The following is a 19,342-nucleotide window of genomic DNA, read 5'->3' as shown; positions in this document are numbered from 1 at the left end:
ATTAATGATTCATTTTTATTTTAAAGACTGTGACTGCTTGTCCCTTAATAACAACTTTGTCGCCATTAAGTTTGATATTTAATTCTCCTGTCCTTTTAGACAGTTGTTTTGATTTGAATTGACTTTTACCCAGTTTTTCCGACCAATAAGGCGCCAGGATGCAATTGGCTGATCCTGTTGCCGGATCTTCGGTAATACCTGATGCCGGATGGCAGAATACCCTCACTACAAAATCGTAACCGGGAGTATCAGCAGGAGCCGTTACTGCGACCAAAACAGCCAGATCCTCTTTTTCAAAAGCACCGAAATCCGGAGCAGCGTCCAACACATCAGCTTCCGTTTTTACCCGCGCAACAATCCAGTTATTAGGACTTTTATAGGTTTCAACAGCGTTAATCCCGATGATCTCATTGAAACTTTCCGGCAAAGAAATTTTTGATATCTCATAAACGGGAAAGATCATTTTGATCCAACCGTCTTCCATTGAAATGAGCAGATCCGATTCGCTGGACTTAAAGGTAAAGGCACGGTCGACAGGAATCAATCCTGACTCATATACAATGTGTGCGCTTGCCAGCGTGGCATGTCCGCATAAGGGCACCTCATGTACCGGTGTAAAATACCTGATCTTGTATTGTCCCTCTTCTATGACGACAAATGCAGTTTCCGACAGGTTCATTTCCATAGCGATGTTTTGCATTAGTTCCGTCTCCGGAAATTTTTCCAGTATGCAAACTCCTGCCGGATTACCTTTGAAAGGTTCTTTTGAAAATGAATCTACCTGATATATCTGCATGCTATTTTATTTTCACGACTGTTATTCCTGTTCCTCCCTGCTGGATATCTTCATCATCATAAAAGTCGACTACGGGAGAGCTTTTCAGGTACTGGCGGATCATCTGCCGTAAGATGCCATTACCCTTTCCATGCAGGATCCTTACTTCACCGATGTTCAACATGGCTGCTTCATCTACCAGTTCCTCCACTTTCGGAAGGGCCTCTTCGGTGCGCATGCCACGAACATCGATGGATGATTTGAAACGTAACCGCCGTTCACCTACGTTATATACCTGTACCGTTGGTGCACGGCGTGTCTGGGTCTGCTTTTTGTATTCGTTTTTTGAAATCTTGGTCAGTCTGTCTGCAGAAATGGTACTCAACAACTGACCAAAAGCAACAGTGATGTGCTTACCGTTGATTTCCATGACTTCTCCGGCGGTTTCCTGTCCTTCGATCTTTACCATATCGCCTTTCCGGATCATCTTATCCTCCGGATTTTCTTCTACCGGTAATTCGGATCTGGTTTTCTGTTCAGCTGTTTGCTTCTTTTCGGCGCGCTTTTGCTCCCGTTTTTTTAATTGGGCAATCTTCCGGAGAATACGTTCCTCTTCTTCGCCTTTAGATTGATTAATCGTCTGTTCTTTAAATTGTTCCAATTCCTTTCGGACGGTCTTTGTTTTTTCTTTTTCTGCCTGGCTTTCTTTGATCGTCCGGATGGTATTCTCAATGGTACGGTTGGTATCGGCAAGGATTTGCTTCGCTTCTTCGCGTGCCTGATTGATAATACTTTTTCGCTCTGTTTCTATCTTTTCAAGTTCTGCCAGTTGCTTTCCGGAGATTTCGTCCAGACGTTTTTCATGCTTCCTGACTTCATCACGTTTTCGTTCCCAGTAACGCTTGTCCCGCTCGATCTCGCGCAGGTGTTTCTCGAAATCGACATGCTGGTGTCCGGCTTTATCGGCAGCGTCTGTCAGAATATCCTCTGGAAGCCCGATCTTTCTCGCGATCTCGAAAGCAAAGGAACTGCCCGGTTTCCCGATCTCCATACGGAAAAGAGGTTGCATTTTATGACTGTCGTACAGCATGGCCCCGTTGATCACTCCTTTATTCGATGAAGCGTAATGCTTAAGATTGCTGTAATGGGTGGTGATTACACCCCATACGCCTTTATGGTTGAGACTGGAAAGGATGGCTTCGGCAATAGCTCCTCCGATGATGGGTTCCGTGCCTGCTCCGAATTCATCGATCAGTACCATAGTGGAAGGTCCGGCATAACGAACGAACTGTTTCATGTTCAACAGATGGGAACTATAGGTACTCAGGTCGTTATCGATGGACTGTTCATCACCGATATCAATACAGATATTTTCAAATAATCCCATTTCGGAATTTTCGGACATGGGAACCAGTAATCCGCACTGGAACATGTATTGTATCAGTCCGGTCGTTTTCAGGCAGACACTCTTTCCGCCCGCATTGGGTCCGGATATCAGTATGATTCGGTCTTCTTCGGTCAGTATGATGTCCAGAGGAACTACTTCGCGGTTTTCCTTTTTAAAGTTCAGGAACATTACCGGATGTACAGCTCTTTTCCACTCGAAGGACTGTTGGTTTTGGAATGCCGGCTTGATGGCGTTCTGTTTGATGGCAAGTAGGGCCTTTGCTCTTATGAAATCGATGCTTCCTAAAAAATCAAAAGCCTGATATAATTCATCCATGTGCGGACGAAGTAGGTTGGCAAAAGCAGTGAGTATTTTTACTATTTCACGTTGCTCTGCAAAAGTCAGCTCGCGAATGGCATTGTTGGCGGCTACTACTTCTGCGGGTTCAATATATGAGGTGCGCCCGGTAGCCGATTCATCATGGACAATCCCGTTGATTTTGCGTTTGAATGATGAATTGACCGGAATAACCGTTCGTCCGTCACGGACAGCAGGGGTAGTTCCTGTTTCGACCAATCCGTCAGCCTGCGCCTGTTTGATGATGCGTTGCATGGTACGTGACACGGACATCTGCTTTTCGGAAATTTCCCGACGTATGCGGGCCAGTTCCGGTGTGGCATTGTCGCGGATACGACCGTTATGGTCCAGTATCTTATCAATAGCTTTAATGATATCAGGAAAATAGGCAATATCGCCCATCAGGTCGCGCAATAAGGGGTATTGCTCTTCCTTATTCCGGAAAAAAGCAAGAATATCGCGTATGGTTTCCAGTGATTTTTTTAGGGCAAATACATCTTCCATATTTGGAAACGTTCCGGGAATGACAATACGCTTGAACATGGGAGTCACATCAAAGTAATCCTGCGCAGGAAATCCGGTCTCCATCAGGCAGATCTGTCGAAACTCTTCGGTTTGCCCGGTCAGTAAATCGATTTCCCTGAATACGGTGCTGAAACTGATTTCATCTACCTTTTGCGCTCCCAGAGGAGAAATACACAACTCTTTCAGCCACTCACGTATGTGTAGAAAGTTGATCTTTTCTTCGAAATTATTCGGATAAATCACAAAAAAATCTTTACAATAACTAATTGAAATGTCTCAATGTTTTCCGCAAAAGTAGTAAAGTTTTATGAACCAAAAACTATGAATTACGAATTACGGATGATGAATTACGAATTATGATTTTTTCAGTTCATTGTTCTATACCAGAAGTCAAAAAGTCCGAAAGTGGGTTCGGATATCTTTTTCCATTTCTTATTCATCATTCAACATTCAACATTCCTACTTTATGACTTTATAAACTTTTAACTTTCCAACTTTATAAACTTTTGACTTTCTACTTTTTCATCTTTACTGCATTCTTCTGTGCCTGCAAGGTTAACTCCGTAGCCAGAAAACAATGTTCCTGAGTCATGGCTGTTTCTGTCCGGTTAACAATATCATCCACCAATTGCTTGCCGTAGGGCAGGTCCACATTTCCGCAATCGATGTGCCGGGTCTCTTTGTGATCGACCAGAAATAAATGATTGCCACCATTCTTTCCGTCAATATCAATGTTTTTTCTGATTTCTATATAACCGTCTGTCCCGAGGATGGTCAACCGTCCGTCTCCCCATGTTTTTAGCCCGTCAGGAGTAAACCAATCGACACGGATATAGCCGCTTCCATGATTTCCCTGTACCATTGCATCTCCGAAATCCTCAAATTCAGGATATTGCGGATAGTGTACATTTCCTATCTGCGATGCCAGGATTTTTGCTTCGGTAGAACCTGTAAAAAACAAAAACTGGTCAAACTGATGGCTGCCGATATCACAGATGATCCCACCAAAGTATTTTTTATCAAAAAACCATTCCGGCCTTGATTTGATACTTATCCGGTGGGGTCCCAGACCAATGGTCTGGATCACTTTTCCAATAGCTCCGGCCTTCACCAGCTCACCCGCTTTCACGGTTGCTTTATTTTCGAACCGTTCGGAATATAAAATGGAATATATGCGTCCGGTTTTCTTTTGTACCTTACGCACTTCTTTTAGTTGGGATAAGGACGTGATTCCCGGTTTATCCACCATAAAATCTTTTCCATGTTCCATTACCCGCACACCCAGCGGAGCCCGTTCACTAGGTATGGAAGCGCTCACAATCAGCTGTATGCTGTTGTCTTCGAGGATTTCTTCCTCACTCCGGGCCCGTTTGGCGTTTGGATAACGTTTTGCAAAAGCCTGGGACAGATCGTCCTCTTTTGCATAAAATGCAACCAGCTCCCCTCCACCTTTGATGACTGATTGTACCTGACCGTAAATATGTCCATGGTTCAGTCCTATTACGGAAAAACGGATGCGTGGTTGGCTTTGGCGATGGGGTATCATCAAGGGAGAAAATGCATTCCCCGATAAAGAATTGCCTGCCAGTATTCCGGCAGTTACCCCAAGTGTCGATCTGATAAATCCTCTTCTGGTATGTTGATTCATGATGTTGATGGATGAATATTTTTGTTCGTTATTACTTCCGGCTGAACCGGATTATTGATATGCAAAACTCTTTCCATCCACCAGTAAATGAATGTAGAAACAATTACGGCAATGATCATTCCTGCATACACATCTGTGATGAAATGTTGTGAGAGGTAAATCCTACCATATCCTACCAAAGCAGCTGCCAATGCAAGTAGCCAGTGGTATTGCTTTCCGGGAAGCAAAAATGCCAGGACTGTGGCTATGGAAAAAGCTGATGCCGTATGTCCGGATGGAAAACTTTCCGTTTTTAACTGGACCACGCCCTCAATGAGCCGGAGTATTTCTCTTCCTTCGAAAAGTACCGTCGGACGTGGAGTGCCGGGAAAAACCACATATTTGAAGAAAGCAATTACTAAAACTGTTACTGCAAAGCAGGAAGCTCCCTGTAAGGCTGTTTTCCACCCTTTCCATAACCATAGCAGAATGACGATTAACGCATTGAACCAAACTGTACCTATCTGGTTGATGCCTAATATAACGATATCCATTAACCCGGAATAACGCGCATTCACCCATAGCGAAAAGCCTTCTTTAGATGAAAAAAGTAAGATAAGTCCTCCTGAGATAATTAGGATGAATATGGTTATGAAATAATAGATATTTTGGCGGAAAAGTGTTTTCATGTAATGGCTGTTTCTACTTCAACAATTTACAAAAATAAATAAATGGATTGAATTGGAATGGTGAAAGATTAAAAATTAAAAAATATTTGGGACATCTGGAACATAATAATATCCGGATTGTTTTATTTTACGTATTTAACTATCTTTGCGGGGTCTTAACAAAGCATGACATAAACAGGATAATGATTTGACAAATATGGCAATACAAATGTGTGATCTTTTGGGTCAATATCGAAAGATTCAACAAGAAGTGGATGATGCTATATCAAAAGTAATAACAGATACAGCTTTTATTAATGGACCACAAGTAAGGAAATTCAAAGCAAATCTGGAGAAATATACGGGAGCTAAACATGTGATAACATGCGGGAACGGTACGGACGCCTTGCAAATTTCGTTGATGGCGTTGGGGCTGCAACCGGGGGACGAGGTAATCGTTCCGGCATTTACCTACGTAGCTGCAGCTGAAGTTATCGGACTTCTGAAATTAATACCGGTAATGGTAGATGTTGATCCGCGATCGTTTAATATATCCCTAGCAAATATAGAAAGAGGGTTAACTTCTAAAACCAAGGCTATAATTCCGGTACACCTGTTCGGACAGAGTTGCCCAATGGAAGAGATCATGAATTTTGCCCTGAAAAACAATTTATACGTAGTTGAAGATAACGCTCAGGCATTGGGAACCAGATATCAATTTTCTGATGGATCAGAAAAACAAACAGGTACCATCGGACATATTGGTTGTACTTCATTTTTTCCGTCTAAAAATTTAGGTTGTTTCGGCGATGGTGGAGCTATTATGACAGAAGATGACGAGTTAGCAGAAAAACTCCGCATGATCACCATGCATGGGCAAAAAGTAAAATATCATCATGAAGTGTTGGGTTGTAATTCGCGTTTAGATACCTTGCAAGCTGCTATTCTTGATGTGAAACTGAAATATCTGGATGAGTATGCACAATCCAGGTATCAGGCAGCACAGATTTATCATGATGGATTAAAAGGGATTAGTGGTATTGAAATACCTCAGGAAATGCCTTATTCTACGCATGTATATCATCAATATACATTAAAAATAAAAAACGGAAAGCGGGATAAATTAAAACAATACCTTGCAGAAAAAAGTATCCCGTCAATGATCTATTATCCTTTGCCGATGAGTGAACAACCCGCTTTTAGAAATATAGCCAAAGCTGCCGAATCATTACATATTTCTAAAGAATTGTCCTCATCTGTATTGTCTTTGCCGATGCATACCGAACTAACGAAAAAAGAACAAGAAATTATCATATCAGCAATTAAGTCCTTTTTTGAATAATGGATAAAATTTACTTTGCACATCCTACAGCCGTGATTGACGATGATTGTGCCATTGGTAGAGGAACGAAAATATGGCATTTTTCGCATATCATGAAAGGTTGTAAGATTGGGGAAAATTGTAATATAGGTCAGAATGTGGTAGTATCACCGGAAGTTATCCTGGGAAATAACGTCAAGATACAGAACAATGTATCTGTCTATACGGGTGTAACCTGTGCAGATGATGTTTTCTTAGGTCCATCCTGTGTTTTTACCAATGTGATCAATCCCCGAAGTCAGATTAATCGTCGGGGTGAATATGCCCGGACACACGTGGGAAAAGGTGCGACGATTGGTGCCAATGCTACCATCGTATGTGGAAATGATATAGGTGAATTTGCTTTTATCGGGGCAGGAGCTGTTGTTACTAAAAATATACCTCCATATTCCTTGTGGGTCGGTAATCCGGCCAGACATAAAGGATGGATGAGCGAATATGGTTATAACCTGGCTTTTGATGGAAACGGATTAGCTGTTTGCCCTGAAAGCAAGCAGAAATATCAACTGGAGAATAATAAAGTCCATCGGATTGATTAAATTTGCGTCAAATTTGAAAAATGAATATACACGAGAAAATAGATAATAATCAGGAAATTATTGGTGTTATAGGACTAGGGTATGTCGGATTACCTTTGGCGGTTGCATTTGCTGAAGCAGGTGTACATGTCATTGGGTTTGACAAATCTCAGTCAAAGGTAGATAAAGTCAATCATGGTGAAAATTATATAAAAGATATCCGTGATGCCGTATTGAAGGAAGTCGTCAACAAAGTCTATTTCCGTGCGACCACTGATTTTTCCGAATTGAATCAATGTGATGCTATTTTGATCTGTGTTCCGACTCCATTGGACCGGTTCAGAAAGCCGGATATGAGTTATATCGAATCAGCTTGTATCAGCATCGGACAAAATATGAAACGGGAAGTATTCATTTGTCTGGAAAGTACCACTTATCCGACAACTACCGAAAACGTGATGCTCCCTATTATTGAAAAGGAATCAGGGATGAAAGTAGGTAAAGATTTCTGGCTGGCCTATTCGCCGGAAAGGGTAGATCCCGGGAATAAAAATTTCCACACCAAAAATACGCCTAAGGTTTTGGGAGCCATGACTTCAGAAGGATTAGAAATCGGTAAGAAAATTTATTCCAAAGCCATTGATCATATCTATCCGGTCAGTTCTCCCCGCGTAGCGGAAATGGTGAAAATTCTTGAAAATACTTACCGGCTGATCAATATCAGTTTGATTAATGAACTGGCATTATTATCCGGAAAAATGGATATCAATATCTGGGAAGTCATAGAAGCAGCCAAGACCAAACCTTTCGGTTTTCAGGCTTTTTATCCGGGTCCTGGGATTGGAGGGCATTGTATTCCTTTAGATCCCTTTTATTTGGAACATATTGCCAAAATGTATGAATTTGATCTGAGTATGATTCATACGGCAGGACATATCAATATGCGAATGCCTCATTATATGTATATTAAAATAAATACAGCGTTGAACAGACAGAAAAAGCCTGTTAACGGGAGTAAGGTATTTTTCCTTGGAGTAGCCTACAAACCGAATATTGATGATGAACGTGAGTCCCCTGCATTGGAAATTATAGATGAAGTGGTTAAAAAAGGAGGTGTTGTATCATACAATGATCCTTTTATTTCACAAATAAAGACGTGCGGAGGAAATTCTTTTTCTTCAATTGAATTATCTCCCGAAAACCTTTCTGATGCAGATGTCGTAGTGATCTCTACGAAGCATTCGGCATATGATTTTGAGATGATCCGTAAACATGCTAAAATGATCGTAGATTTACAAAATGCTTATTCACAAAACGAAGAAAACATTTATAAGCTTTAAAAAGGAATGACACAAAATAAAAGATTGGCACTGGTCGGTTGCGGAAGAATATCTAAACGACACATCGAAGCGGTTCAGGTTGTTGACGGGATCGATATTACACAGATTTGCGATATAAATGAAGAAAAGGCCAAAGCGGTTTCTTCACAACTTTCCGTACCTTATGTTACAGATTATAAGCAACTGAAAGATGTTGACATAGTTGCTGTATTAACCCCTTCAGGTATGCATCCCCGGCATGTAATAGAAATAGCTGAGACCACGGACATTCCTTATATCATTTGTGAAAAACCTATTTCCCTTACTTCACGGGAAGTATTTGAAATGCTGGATAAAGTAAAAAGAGCTGGTAAAATCTTATTACCGGTCTTCCAGAATCGTTACAATCCTTTGGTGGCTTTTATGAAAGAACTGGTCGAATCCGGCCGTTTAGGCAAGATTTATCAGTTTGTATGTAATATATTCTGGAACCGGAATGATGAATATTTTAACATCGACTGGCATGGTACCAAAGCATATGACGGAGGTGTTTTTTATACACAAGCCAGTCATTATGTGGATATGATCCATTTCCTTTTCGGAAAGATAAAAAATGCTTATGGCGTAGGTGGGGATTTACGTAAATTTGAAGTCCATGACACCATTTCTGCCATCTGTGAATTGGAAAGCGGAACAATAGGTGCATTAAATGCAACGGTAAGCGTATATCGTACCAATTTTATGACGGAACTGACAGTCATTGGTGAAAAAGGAACTGTTCGTTTAAGCGGAACCAATCTGAACCGGATTGATTTTTGGGATGTGGAGGAGATGGAAAAACCGGATATGGATTTTACCATTGACCACCAGTATGGTAAAGGACATGATAAGATGTATGAATATATTGTAAAAAAACAATGGGAGAAATTTCCGAGTCAGGAGGATGTACTTTCTGGAATTAGATTGATGGAGAAGATATCGTTTTAAAAATAATATATGCATAGAGGGGCAAAGTTTGCTTTATTTTATGAAGAATGAAATGTGGAGAAAAATATAATTAATAAATTCTTTCATAAAGTGCTACAAGGGAGTGAGTTTAAGAAAAACTTGCTAACACTAATGAGTGGTACTGCCATTGCACAATTAATACCTATACTCTGTGCCCCGTTATTAACCAGACTTTTTTCACCGGATGAATTTGGGGTATATGAAAATTTTATGGCAATAACTGCAATTATTACGATTTTTATTTCGGGGAAATATGAACTAGCAATTATTTTACCAAAAAGAAATCAAGAAGCCATAAATGTTTTATCTCTTAGTTGTATATTGGCTTTATCTTTTTCTCTTATATTACTTTTTTTATTTCTAATTTTTGAAAAACCCATATCTTCATTTCTTTCTTCTATCCTCAATGGAGGAGATTTTCAAAATGTGTTGTGGTTAGTTCCAATGAGCGCATTTTTGGCTACAATATACTTGGTTTTTAATGAATGGTGCATAAGAAAAAAGAGTTTTATTATATTAAGTAAGAATAAAATCACTAATACAAGCGGTATTACAGGAGGATCTCTCCTGTTTGGTTTTACAAAGACCTCTTCAGGTCTGATATTTGGACAAATAATCGGTCAACTTATTTCATCATCATTGGCAATTTATAGAGTTTTAAAGGAAGATCTCTATTTGTTTAAATATGTTACAATACGCAAAATGAAATATTTTTCTAGAAGATATTTGGATTTTGCAAAATATAACATTCCAGGACAATTTCTAAATACTTTAGCCGGCCGGTTGCCCATATTTTTTATTACTATGGAATTTGGTATTCATGAAGTCGGTTTGTTTGCACTAACAGATAGAGTTTTAGGTGTTCCTCTTAGCTTTTTAGGCAATACATTTAAAGATGTTTTTAAGCAGAGAGCAACTCATGATTATAACAATACAGGAAATTGTCTTGCTATATACAGAAAAACAACCCTTACTCTTTTAAAGATTGTGATTATCCCATTTATTATTTTATTCATTATTGCGCCCTCTCTTTTTTCGTTCATTTTTGGCGCAGAATGGTATGTTGCAGGAGAATATGCAAGATTATTGTGTGTGATGTATATGATAAGTTTTATTAGTATGCCAACGAGTTGGATTTTTATTATTGCTGAAAAACAAAAATTGGATTTATTTTGGCAGAGTCTCTTTTTATTGTTAACTTTAACATCATTAATAATAGGTATGGTTTTAGACGATATTAAGGCCACACTGATTTTGTTTTGTATAGGACGAAGTCTTGCTTATCTTATTCAGATTGGTCTTACATATAGATTGGCAAAAGGAAAAAAATAAAACATGTTTTTTAAATTACAACATAAGATATGGTATTGGATAAAAAAAAGAACGAAAGTACGTTCTTGGGAGGCCTTCAAAACGAATGTTAAAAGAAAAGTTGAACAAAAAATATATAAACAAACCTATTCGACCTATGATTTAATTGAACTAATGAAGTCTATGGGACTAAAAAAAGGAGCTACTATTTTCATTCATAGTTCATGGGATGAGTTTTATAATTATACAGGAACAATAAATGAATTTATAAATGCAGTACTTACAGAAATTGGAACTGAGGGAACTTTGGCAATGCCGGCATATCCATTATTAAGGAAACCGGATAGTGTTTTTAGTATCAAAGGAACTCCCACAGCTGCAGGAATAATTGCCGAAACTTTCAGAAATTATCCTAATGTAAAACGTAGTATAAACAGGCATTCTGTTTGTGCCTTAGGTCCGATGAGTGATTACCTTTTAAATGAGCATCAGTTTTCAACTAGCTGTTGGGATGAAAAATCACCGTACTATAAGTTGGCGGAACTTAATGCTCTTGTATTTACATTCGGACTAGGTAAGTATTTTGTAGGAACGATAATGCATTGTGCTGATAGTATATTAAGAACAGAATTGCCTTATTTTGCTCTTTTTTTTCAAAAAGAAACAATAATAAAGATAAAATTAGAAGATAATACAATTTATGAACAGAAATATTTAACCTCTTCCGATAATTTTTCCTATCATTTTACAAATCGTTCTCATAATAAGATGATCAGCAAATATTTTGATAAATCTAAATATATAAGAAAACGAATTTCTAATTTGACAGTTAATGTGTATGATGCAAAATATTTTATACATAAAACTATTGAGCTTGGAAGAAGAGGTATTGTTGTATATTTGCGACCTGTTCCTTTAAAGAAATATTTCACGAAAAACAATTAATTCCAAATGCAAATAAATATAATTGAATATTTTGAAGAAACGGTTAAAAAGCAACCATCTAAAATTGCCGTTATAGATGGTGAATTTAATGTTAGTTTTTTATCTCTACAAAAAAGATCTTTAGCATTAGCTTTACATTTAGATACTTTTTTTTCAAATATAATCAATAAACCTATTGCGGTTTACCTACCTAAAAGTGTAGATAGTGTCGTTGCTGATATTGCAATTACCTATAGTGCAAATTTTTATATGAATATAGATATAAAATCTCCGGAAATCCGGATCAATAATATACTAGAACTAATTCAACCTGCTGCAATAATTACAAATTCTTTTAATATTGAAAAGTTAAGAAGAATAAACACTAACATCAATATCATCAATATTGATGATATTGATAATGACTCTTATTCAAAAAATGAACGTTTAAAAATAAAACGAGATTCTGTAATAGATACAGATCCTTATTGTATCATAAATACTTCTGGATCAACAGGTGTTCCTAAAGGAGTGCTACTTAATCATAAAAGCTTTATTGATTTTACAGAATGGGCAAAAGATACATTTCAATTTTCCGATAATGAAATTATGGGTTCTCTTTCTCCCTTGGTTTTTGATATTTATAGTTTTGAACTTTGTATGTTAATGGCAAAAGGGAGTACAATTGTTTTGATCCCTGATTCTTTTGCTGCTTTTCCTATAAAAATATTGGATTTATTAAAGGAAAAAAAGGTTACTTTTTTATTTTGGGTACCTACTATCATGGTAAATATTGCCAACATGGATCTGTTATCGAAAATTCAGTTGCCTGATTTAAAAAAAGTATGGTTTGCTGGTGAAGTATTTCCTACTAAGCAATTTAATTATTGGAAAAAACAATTGTCAAATGTCCAGTTTACTAATTTATATGGGCCAATAGAAATTACACTGGATTGTACTTTTTTTATTGCAAATAGGGAAATAAATGATGATGAACCTATTCCTATTGGATTTCCATGTAGAAATACAGATATCCTTATTTTAAATGAAAAAGAAGAATTAGCATCTCAAGGGGAGGAAGGGGAATTGTGTGTCAGGGGAACTTCTCTTGCAATGGGATATTATAATAATCCTGAAAAAACAAAAGTTGCATTTGTCCAGAACCCAGTGAATAGATCATATCCTGAAATAATTTATAGAACTGGTGATATTGTAAGTACTAATAATAGAGGTGAAATAATTTTTAAAGGTCGTAAGGATAGTTTAATCAAGCATTTAGGGTATAGAATAGAGTTGGGCGAAATTGAACATGTTATAGTAAATACACTAAAGTTAGCAAAAAATGGATGTGTAATATATAATTATGCAAAAAAAGAAATTACTCTTTTTTATGAATCCGAAAAAGAAATATCTATAGCGGAGTTCAGGAAGCAAATTACTACAGTTTTACCCAAATATATGCTTCCTACCATTTATTTAAAAATGGATGAATTACCCAGAAATACGAATGGAAAAATAGATAGACTATCTTTGACTAAAATAGTGAATGGATAATTTATATGGTTTTAGTTGAAAACATATATCAAATTCAAGAAGCTGTCGCTGGTGTAAAATCTAAAGGTTTTATCACTAATTTTTTCCTTGACATGAAAAAGCACAATTTATGGGTGGAAAAAAGAGTGCTGAAATTAGTAACATTTGGAAACACACTTTTTTTGTTAAAACAAAATGATGACTTTTATCACCTTTTCTTTTGCTCAGGTTCTATAGAAGATTTATCTAGAGATGTAAAGTATTTAGATAAATGTAGTTATTCAATTGATATTTTGGGAGGAGATAAAGAAACAATTGAAAGATTGAAAATACCTTTTTTAGAATATGGGTTTTCTCCGTACAAATCTTTAATAAGGATGAGTAGAAAAACAGTCCTTGAAGCTTCATTCATTGGTGATGAAATTATTGAAGCACAAAAAACGGATGCTGAAGACATATTATCTTTATTATATGACAATTTTGATAAAAGGGCAGAGCAAATCCCATTCATAGAAGAGATTGATAATTGGATTGAAGACAAGACATTATTGCTATATAAGAAAAACAATAGAATTGCAGGTTTTCTCGCATATGAAATATCAGGTGCTACTCAATATCTGCGTTATTGGTTTGTAGCAAAAGAATGTCGAGGTATTAAAATTGGATCTCTTTTGTTAAGAAAATTCTTTTTTAAAGGAAATAATTCGAAACGGCAATTATTTTGGGTTTTAAAGGATAATGAAAATGCCATTAAGCGATATATACACTATGGCTTTCGATTTGAAAATATTATGGATGAAATACTTATAATGTAATTAATCATATGATAGAGAAAATAATAACAATTTTAACCGATCTTCGCCCAGAATTTGATTTTACTGAAGATGTTAATTTTATAGAAGAAGGAATGTTGGACTCATTTGATATTGTAAATTTGGTCAATTCCTTAGATACAACATTTGATATTTCTATTGATGGAATAGATATTATCCCTGATAATTTTTCTTCTATTGAAAGTATCGCTACTTTATTAAGAAAAAAGGGTGTTATATAATTATGGATTTTAAATTTCAAAATAAGAAAATAACCGGAATCTTATCTATTCTCCCTGATAGGGAAGTCTATTTTGAGGATGAAATGGGAAATTATAATTTTTCCACTGCGAAATCCTTAAAATTAAAAATGGCTATGGGATATAATAAGAAACGAATTGTAGAAGAAGGAGTCTGTTCTTCTGATCTCTGCATACATGGATTATCGTATCTTTTTGAAGTTGGAAAATTGGAAAAGGAAGATATTGATGCGCTTGTGTTGGTTACTCAATCAGGGGATTATATAATGCCCCCTACCAGTAATTTGATACAAGGATATTTTGGACTGAAGGAAGATATGATATGTCTGGATATAAACCAAGGGTGTGCAGGATATATTCTCGGCCTTATACAAGCTTTTATGTTATTGGATTTGGAAGCCATTAAAAAGGTTGTACTGCTTAATGCTGATGTGTTAAGTCCTAAGGTATCGAAAAAGGATAGAAATAGTAATCCGTTAATCGGTGATGCAGCAGCAATTACTATTGTTGAAATTTCTGATGACGAGAATATTATTTTTGGAAATATAAAAATGAATGGTGCAGGTGCAATGGCTCTTAATATCCCTGCTGGAGGTGCGCGACTGCCATCATCTCCGAAAACAGCGATTCTGGAAGAAGATATTAATGGTAACCTTAGAAGTAAAGATCATCTGGTAATGAAAGGAGATGAAGTATTTAATTTTGTCCAGAAAGAAGTACCTCCGATGATTGAGTCACTTCTTGTTCAAGCAAATGTGACTAGGGACGATATTGATTATTACATGTTTCATCAACCTAATCGGTTTATGCTGCAGAAATTAGCAGATAAGATAGGTGTCTCTCGTGATAAAATTCCCAGTAATATCGTAGAAAATTTTGGAAATTCGAGCGGTGTTACAATTCCGCTAAATATTAGTTATAACTTGGGAGAAAACCTGACCAAACATAACTTTAAATTATGTTTAGCCGGATTTGGTGTCGGATTGACCTGGGGATCGCTTTTACTTGATATGAATAATTTAAAATTTAATGAAATCATTTATTATTAATCATTATGGAAAATTTTGAAAAAGATATGGCAGAAGTTCTTGAAGTTGATACCGTAGAATTAGATGATGAATTATCTGGCTTTGATTGTTGGGATTCGTTAACAATTCTTTCAATTATTGCATTAGCAGATGAAAATTATAGTGTTACTCTTTCTGCTGCTGAAATTAATGATGCAAAAACAATTGGTAATTTAAAGAAACTGATAATTAGTAAAAAGTAATTTGATAAAACGATGGATATAAATCCATTCTCTCTTAGGGAGAAAACATTTTTGATAACAGGAGCTGCATCTGGAATCGGGAGAGCAACAAGTCTTTTTTTGTCTCAAATGGGAGCTAAGCTTCTTTTAGTTGATATAAATGAAAATGGACTAAAAGAAACGCTACAAGCTTGTGCATCAACCGATGATTATTTGATCGTTGATTTAAGTATTCCTTCTGAAATTAAAGATAAAGTACTTACTAAAGTATGTGATTTTGGAAAACTCAATGGATTGGTTCATCTTGCAGGAAAGCCATATATTGCACCTCTTAAGTCAATTAATGAAAGAAAATGTCAGGAAATCTATAATCTGAATACATATTCGGCAATCGAATTAGCTAAAACTTTTATAAACAGAAATGTATATGCAGGAGGAACGGCTTCCATTGTTCTGGTTTCATCAGTATATGGTATTGTTGGTTCTGCTGCAAATGTAGGGTATGCGATGAGTAAATCAGCGATCATTGGTATTACTAAATCTCTATCGATGGAGCTTGCATCAAAAGGGATACGTGTCAATTGTGTCGCTCCGGGATTTATTAAAACAAAAATGTCGGATGATATTAATCCAATGTTTGATGAAAGCCATTCAGATATTTTGGAAAAATTACATCCTTTAGGACTTGGCGATCCGGAAGATATCGCTTATGCGATATCGTATTTATTATCGGATGCCAGTAAATGGGTTACTGGAGCTGTTTTTAATATCGATGGTGGATTTACAGCACAATAATAATTAGAACATATCATTATGGAAGATGAAAGGGATTCTTATTTATTGTTAACCGGAGCTTCTTCCGGAATAGGAAAGGTTATGGCATCTATTTTGTCAAAAGAATATAATATTATTCTGAACGGAAGAAACGAAGAACGATTAGAATCTACGGAAAAAATGTGTGGAAAAGAAAGGAAAATCTTAATCTGGACATTTGATTTAAACAATATCAACGACATAGCATCAACCTTATCTGAATTTATAGAAAAAAATCAGATCAGAATAAGCCATTTTGTCCATTGTGCCGGTTATATGAAAATGCTTCCGTTAAAAATGGTGACAATTGATAATATCTCAAATACATTAAATACGAATTTCATATCGGCAGTTATTATAATAAAAACCCTGATGCAAAGGAAAATAAATAACCTGGCTATGAAGAATATTGTATTTATATCAAGTAATATAAGTAACATGGGTGCAAAGGCGCTTAGTGTTTATGGAGCATCTAAGGGTGCTTTGGATTCACTTATGCGTTGTTTGGCTGTTGAGTTAGCTCCTCATGTCAGAGTTAATTCTGTTCTTCCCGGCGGAGTAAAAACAGAAATGACAGAAAGTATTTATGAGAATGAAGAAGTTTTGAAAAGAATGGAAGCTACTTACCCTTTGGGACTTGGTTTTCCGGAGGATATTGCTGAAGCTGTTGTATTTCTTTTATCTGAAAAATCCCGGTGGATAACGGGTCAGCAAATAACAGTAGATGGAGGAAGGACTATAAACGTTACTGCCTGATCTGATGAAAATTGAGGTAAAACAAATTATAAATTCGCCTGTTGATTCGAATTGTTTTATTCTATATATTCAAAATAATGCTAATTGTATTATTGTAGATCCGGGAGCAGAATATTGCAATGAACTTTTAAAGTTCATCAAAGATAGAAAAATATCTCCGGAATATATTATACTTACACATGAGCATTTTGATCATATATGGGGGGTAAATCAACTCAAAAATTTGTTTCCATGCAAAGTTATTTCATCTGCAATTTGTAGTGAACATATGATTGATGCAAAGAAAAATTTATCTGCTTTTTATAATCAATCCGGATTTAAATGCTGTCCTGCAGATATAACTATAGAGTCCATTAATAATGAATTATTGTGGAATGGGGTAATGATTGATTTTTTTAATACACCCGGACATACTGATGGTAGTATTTCTTTTTATTTTTATAATAATTTATTTTGTGGAGATCTTTTAATAAAAGATTTCCAAACAGTCACGAAATTACCCGGGGGGAATAAAAATCAATTGAAAAACAGTTTGGATCTTGTTTTTTCAAAATTTTATAATAAAAATATTATTGTATATAGTGGACATGGAAATCCCTTTTTACTAAAAGATATTGATATTAATTTTTTTGTGAATGGAAAATGAAAATATCTATTTAACTGTAAATGCCATAAAATATACAATTAAGCATTTATTAATGATTGCATGCCCTGAATTTCAGGATCAAGTATTAATTGAAGTCGCAGAAGATAGAAAAAAGGCATCAGCGCTCATTGGGACAAAAAAAATAATATTTCAAATCTCACATTGTTCTGATATTTTGTCTCTTATAACTGGGGGGCTTAAGCTTAATAAAATTGCAACTATTGATGGTATGGGGATGATCCCAATTCCTCTCGAAGATGGTTTTTCTTTTGCAGAAGTAATAGGTAATGAATTATTTATATATGCAGATATTATACCCCTATCATTTATTATGCTTTCACGTTGTGAGGAAGCATTTATTCAAGACCGGGATGTATATGGCAGGTTTGAAAGCAAACATAGCATTGCAACAAAATATAATTTCATCGATTATCCTATTGTAGACGAATATGCTTTAATACTACAAAAATATCTAAAAATATTATTTCCGGAAAATACTTTTGTTATTCCGAAGTGTACAATAATACCATCTCATGATATTGATGAGGTAAGAAGATTTTCCAGTTTTAAAAAATCAATAAGAACCCTTCTTGGAGATATCTATTTGTCTAAAAATATTTTTGTTTTTTTTAGATCTGTTATTCAATATATTCGATCTTTTAATAGACCAGCAAATGACCCATATATTACAGCTATTAATGAATTGCTTAACATATCTCATCAATACAATCTTATATCTGAATTTTATTTTATGGGTGCAGTACCTAATAAATATGATTGCGGATATGATCCAAATCAATCACAGGTTCGAGATGTTTTTCTTCAGATCGATAAAATAAATATGATTATTGGATATCATGCAAGTTTTGAAACTTTAACTGATGAAAACTTGTATTCATTGGAGAAACAAAAGATAGAGTTAGCATCTAATAAATCTATTATATATGCGAGACAGCATTATTTACGTTTTGATATTCATTCTACATTCAGGAATTTAGAAAAAGCAGGAATATTATATGATTCTACTCTTGGATATGCAGATAGGGAAGGGTTTCGATGTGGAACATGTTATGACTTTCATCCATATGATTTGAAAAATGATGTACAATTTACGATTAAAGAACGTCCGCTTATTGTAATGGATATGACTTTATTTGGGTACAAGAAATATACAATCAAAGAAGCCCATAGACAGATTGTAAAGTTATATCAAAGATGTAAAATAGTTGGTGGAAATTTTACTATCTTGTGGCATAATAATTCTGTAACAAGAAAAAGAAAATGGTTTAAAAAGTTGTATTGTAATTTTCTAAAAAAACATAATGGTAACTAATTTCCATCATACAGATACCTATCAAAATAAATCATTCGTTTTTTTAGGTAATATTATATCATGGGTATTTGTTTTACTTTGTTTTGGCTATCCAATATGTGCAATATTGTCTGTTTTATTGAATGTTCCGTCCACTCCGA

Annotated in this window: 19 protein-coding genes; 15 read left to right on the top strand and 4 right to left on the bottom strand. The window is 35.7% G+C overall.

Going from position 1 to position 19,342, the window contains the following annotated elements:
- Nucleotide 1 precedes the first annotated feature (1 nt).
- The 4 genes from LBQ60_00185 to LBQ60_00170 form a co-directional block, all read right to left on the bottom strand.
- Nucleotides 2-796: a PhzF family phenazine biosynthesis protein gene (locus LBQ60_00185; protein MDR2036318.1), complete on the bottom strand. Its 795-nt coding sequence runs from the start codon at nt 794-796 to the stop codon at nt 2-4.
- 1 nt (nt 797) lies between these two features.
- A complete protein-coding gene (locus LBQ60_00180; protein MDR2036317.1) occupies nt 798-3,287 on the bottom strand; it encodes a Smr/MutS family protein in 2,490 nt (829 codons plus the stop codon).
- A gap of 271 nt (nt 3,288-3,558) precedes the next feature.
- Nucleotides 3,559-4,692: a Gfo/Idh/MocA family oxidoreductase gene (locus LBQ60_00175; protein MDR2036316.1), complete on the bottom strand. Its 1,134-nt coding sequence runs from the start codon at nt 4,690-4,692 to the stop codon at nt 3,559-3,561.
- The gene (locus LBQ60_00170) at nt 4,689-5,360 is read right to left on the bottom strand and encodes a phosphatase PAP2 family protein (GenBank protein ID MDR2036315.1); all 672 of its coding nucleotides are present in this window, start codon (nt 5,358-5,360) and stop codon (nt 4,689-4,691) included. The genes LBQ60_00175 and LBQ60_00170 overlap by 4 nt, the downstream gene beginning before the upstream one ends.
- 196 nt (nt 5,361-5,556) lie before the next feature.
- Between LBQ60_00170 and LBQ60_00165 the strand changes: the two genes are divergently transcribed.
- Genes LBQ60_00165 through LBQ60_00095 form a run of 15 tightly spaced genes read left to right on the top strand, consistent with a single transcriptional unit; the run spans nt 5,557 to nt 19,202 of the window.
- Nucleotides 5,557-6,681, top strand: coding sequence for a DegT/DnrJ/EryC1/StrS family aminotransferase (locus tag LBQ60_00165; GenBank protein ID MDR2036314.1), 1,125 nt, complete (start codon nt 5,557-5,559; stop codon nt 6,679-6,681).
- Between the two features lie 8 nt (nt 6,682-6,689).
- Nucleotides 6,690-7,259 (top strand): N-acetyltransferase, encoded by a 570-nt coding sequence (locus LBQ60_00160; GenBank protein ID MDR2036313.1) that lies wholly within the window; start codon nt 6,690-6,692, stop codon nt 7,257-7,259.
- Between the two features lie 20 nt (nt 7,260-7,279).
- On the top strand, nt 7,280-8,578 hold the full coding sequence (locus LBQ60_00155) for a nucleotide sugar dehydrogenase (protein MDR2036312.1): 1,299 nt from the start codon (nt 7,280-7,282) through the stop codon (nt 8,576-8,578).
- 6 nt (nt 8,579-8,584) lie between these two features.
- Nucleotides 8,585-9,544: a Gfo/Idh/MocA family oxidoreductase gene (locus LBQ60_00150; GenBank protein ID MDR2036311.1), complete on the top strand. Its 960-nt coding sequence runs from the start codon at nt 8,585-8,587 to the stop codon at nt 9,542-9,544.
- 54 nt (nt 9,545-9,598) lie between these two features.
- A complete protein-coding gene (locus tag LBQ60_00145; GenBank protein ID MDR2036310.1) occupies nt 9,599-10,897 on the top strand; it encodes an oligosaccharide flippase family protein in 1,299 nt (432 codons plus the stop codon).
- Nucleotides 10,898-10,900: 3 nt separating this feature from the next.
- The gene (locus tag LBQ60_00140; protein ID MDR2036309.1) at nt 10,901-11,821 is read left to right on the top strand and encodes an AAC(3) family N-acetyltransferase; all 921 of its coding nucleotides are present in this window, start codon (nt 10,901-10,903) and stop codon (nt 11,819-11,821) included.
- Nucleotides 11,822-11,827: 6 nt separating this feature from the next.
- Complete coding sequence (locus tag LBQ60_00135; GenBank protein MDR2036308.1) at nt 11,828-13,354, top strand: AMP-binding protein; 1,527 nt, start codon at nt 11,828-11,830, stop codon at nt 13,352-13,354.
- Nucleotides 13,355-13,359: 5 nt separating this feature from the next.
- Nucleotides 13,360-14,148, top strand: coding sequence for a GNAT family N-acetyltransferase (locus LBQ60_00130; protein MDR2036307.1), 789 nt, complete (start codon nt 13,360-13,362; stop codon nt 14,146-14,148).
- An 8-nt stretch (nt 14,149-14,156) separates the two neighbouring features.
- Nucleotides 14,157-14,387, top strand: a complete 231-nt coding sequence (locus LBQ60_00125; GenBank protein ID MDR2036306.1) for a phosphopantetheine-binding protein — start codon at nt 14,157-14,159, stop codon at nt 14,385-14,387.
- Nucleotides 14,388-14,389: 2 nt separating this feature from the next.
- On the top strand, nt 14,390-15,454 hold the full coding sequence (locus tag LBQ60_00120; protein MDR2036305.1) for a ketoacyl-ACP synthase III: 1,065 nt from the start codon (nt 14,390-14,392) through the stop codon (nt 15,452-15,454).
- A gap of 5 nt (nt 15,455-15,459) precedes the next feature.
- A complete protein-coding gene (locus LBQ60_00115; GenBank protein MDR2036304.1) occupies nt 15,460-15,675 on the top strand; it encodes a phosphopantetheine-binding protein in 216 nt (71 codons plus the stop codon).
- Between the two features lie 12 nt (nt 15,676-15,687).
- Complete coding sequence (locus LBQ60_00110) at nt 15,688-16,449, top strand: SDR family oxidoreductase (GenBank protein ID MDR2036303.1); 762 nt, start codon at nt 15,688-15,690, stop codon at nt 16,447-16,449.
- An 18-nt stretch (nt 16,450-16,467) separates the two neighbouring features.
- Nucleotides 16,468-17,223: an SDR family oxidoreductase gene (locus tag LBQ60_00105; protein ID MDR2036302.1), complete on the top strand. Its 756-nt coding sequence runs from the start codon at nt 16,468-16,470 to the stop codon at nt 17,221-17,223.
- Between the two features lie 4 nt (nt 17,224-17,227).
- Nucleotides 17,228-17,869, top strand: a complete 642-nt coding sequence (locus LBQ60_00100; GenBank protein ID MDR2036301.1) for an MBL fold metallo-hydrolase — start codon at nt 17,228-17,230, stop codon at nt 17,867-17,869.
- Entirely contained in the window at nt 17,859-19,202 is a 1,344-nt protein-coding gene (locus tag LBQ60_00095; protein MDR2036300.1) for a polysaccharide deacetylase family protein, read from the top strand. The genes LBQ60_00100 and LBQ60_00095 overlap by 11 nt, the downstream gene beginning before the upstream one ends.
- The last annotated feature ends 140 nt before the right edge of the window (nt 19,203-19,342 follow it).

The organism is Bacteroidales bacterium (genome assembly GCA_031275285.1).
Classification (GTDB): domain Bacteria; phylum Bacteroidota; class Bacteroidia; order Bacteroidales; family UBA4181; genus JAIRLS01.
Note: the sequence above shows the minus strand (reverse complement) of the source record. Positions and strands in the feature narration are given on the sequence as shown.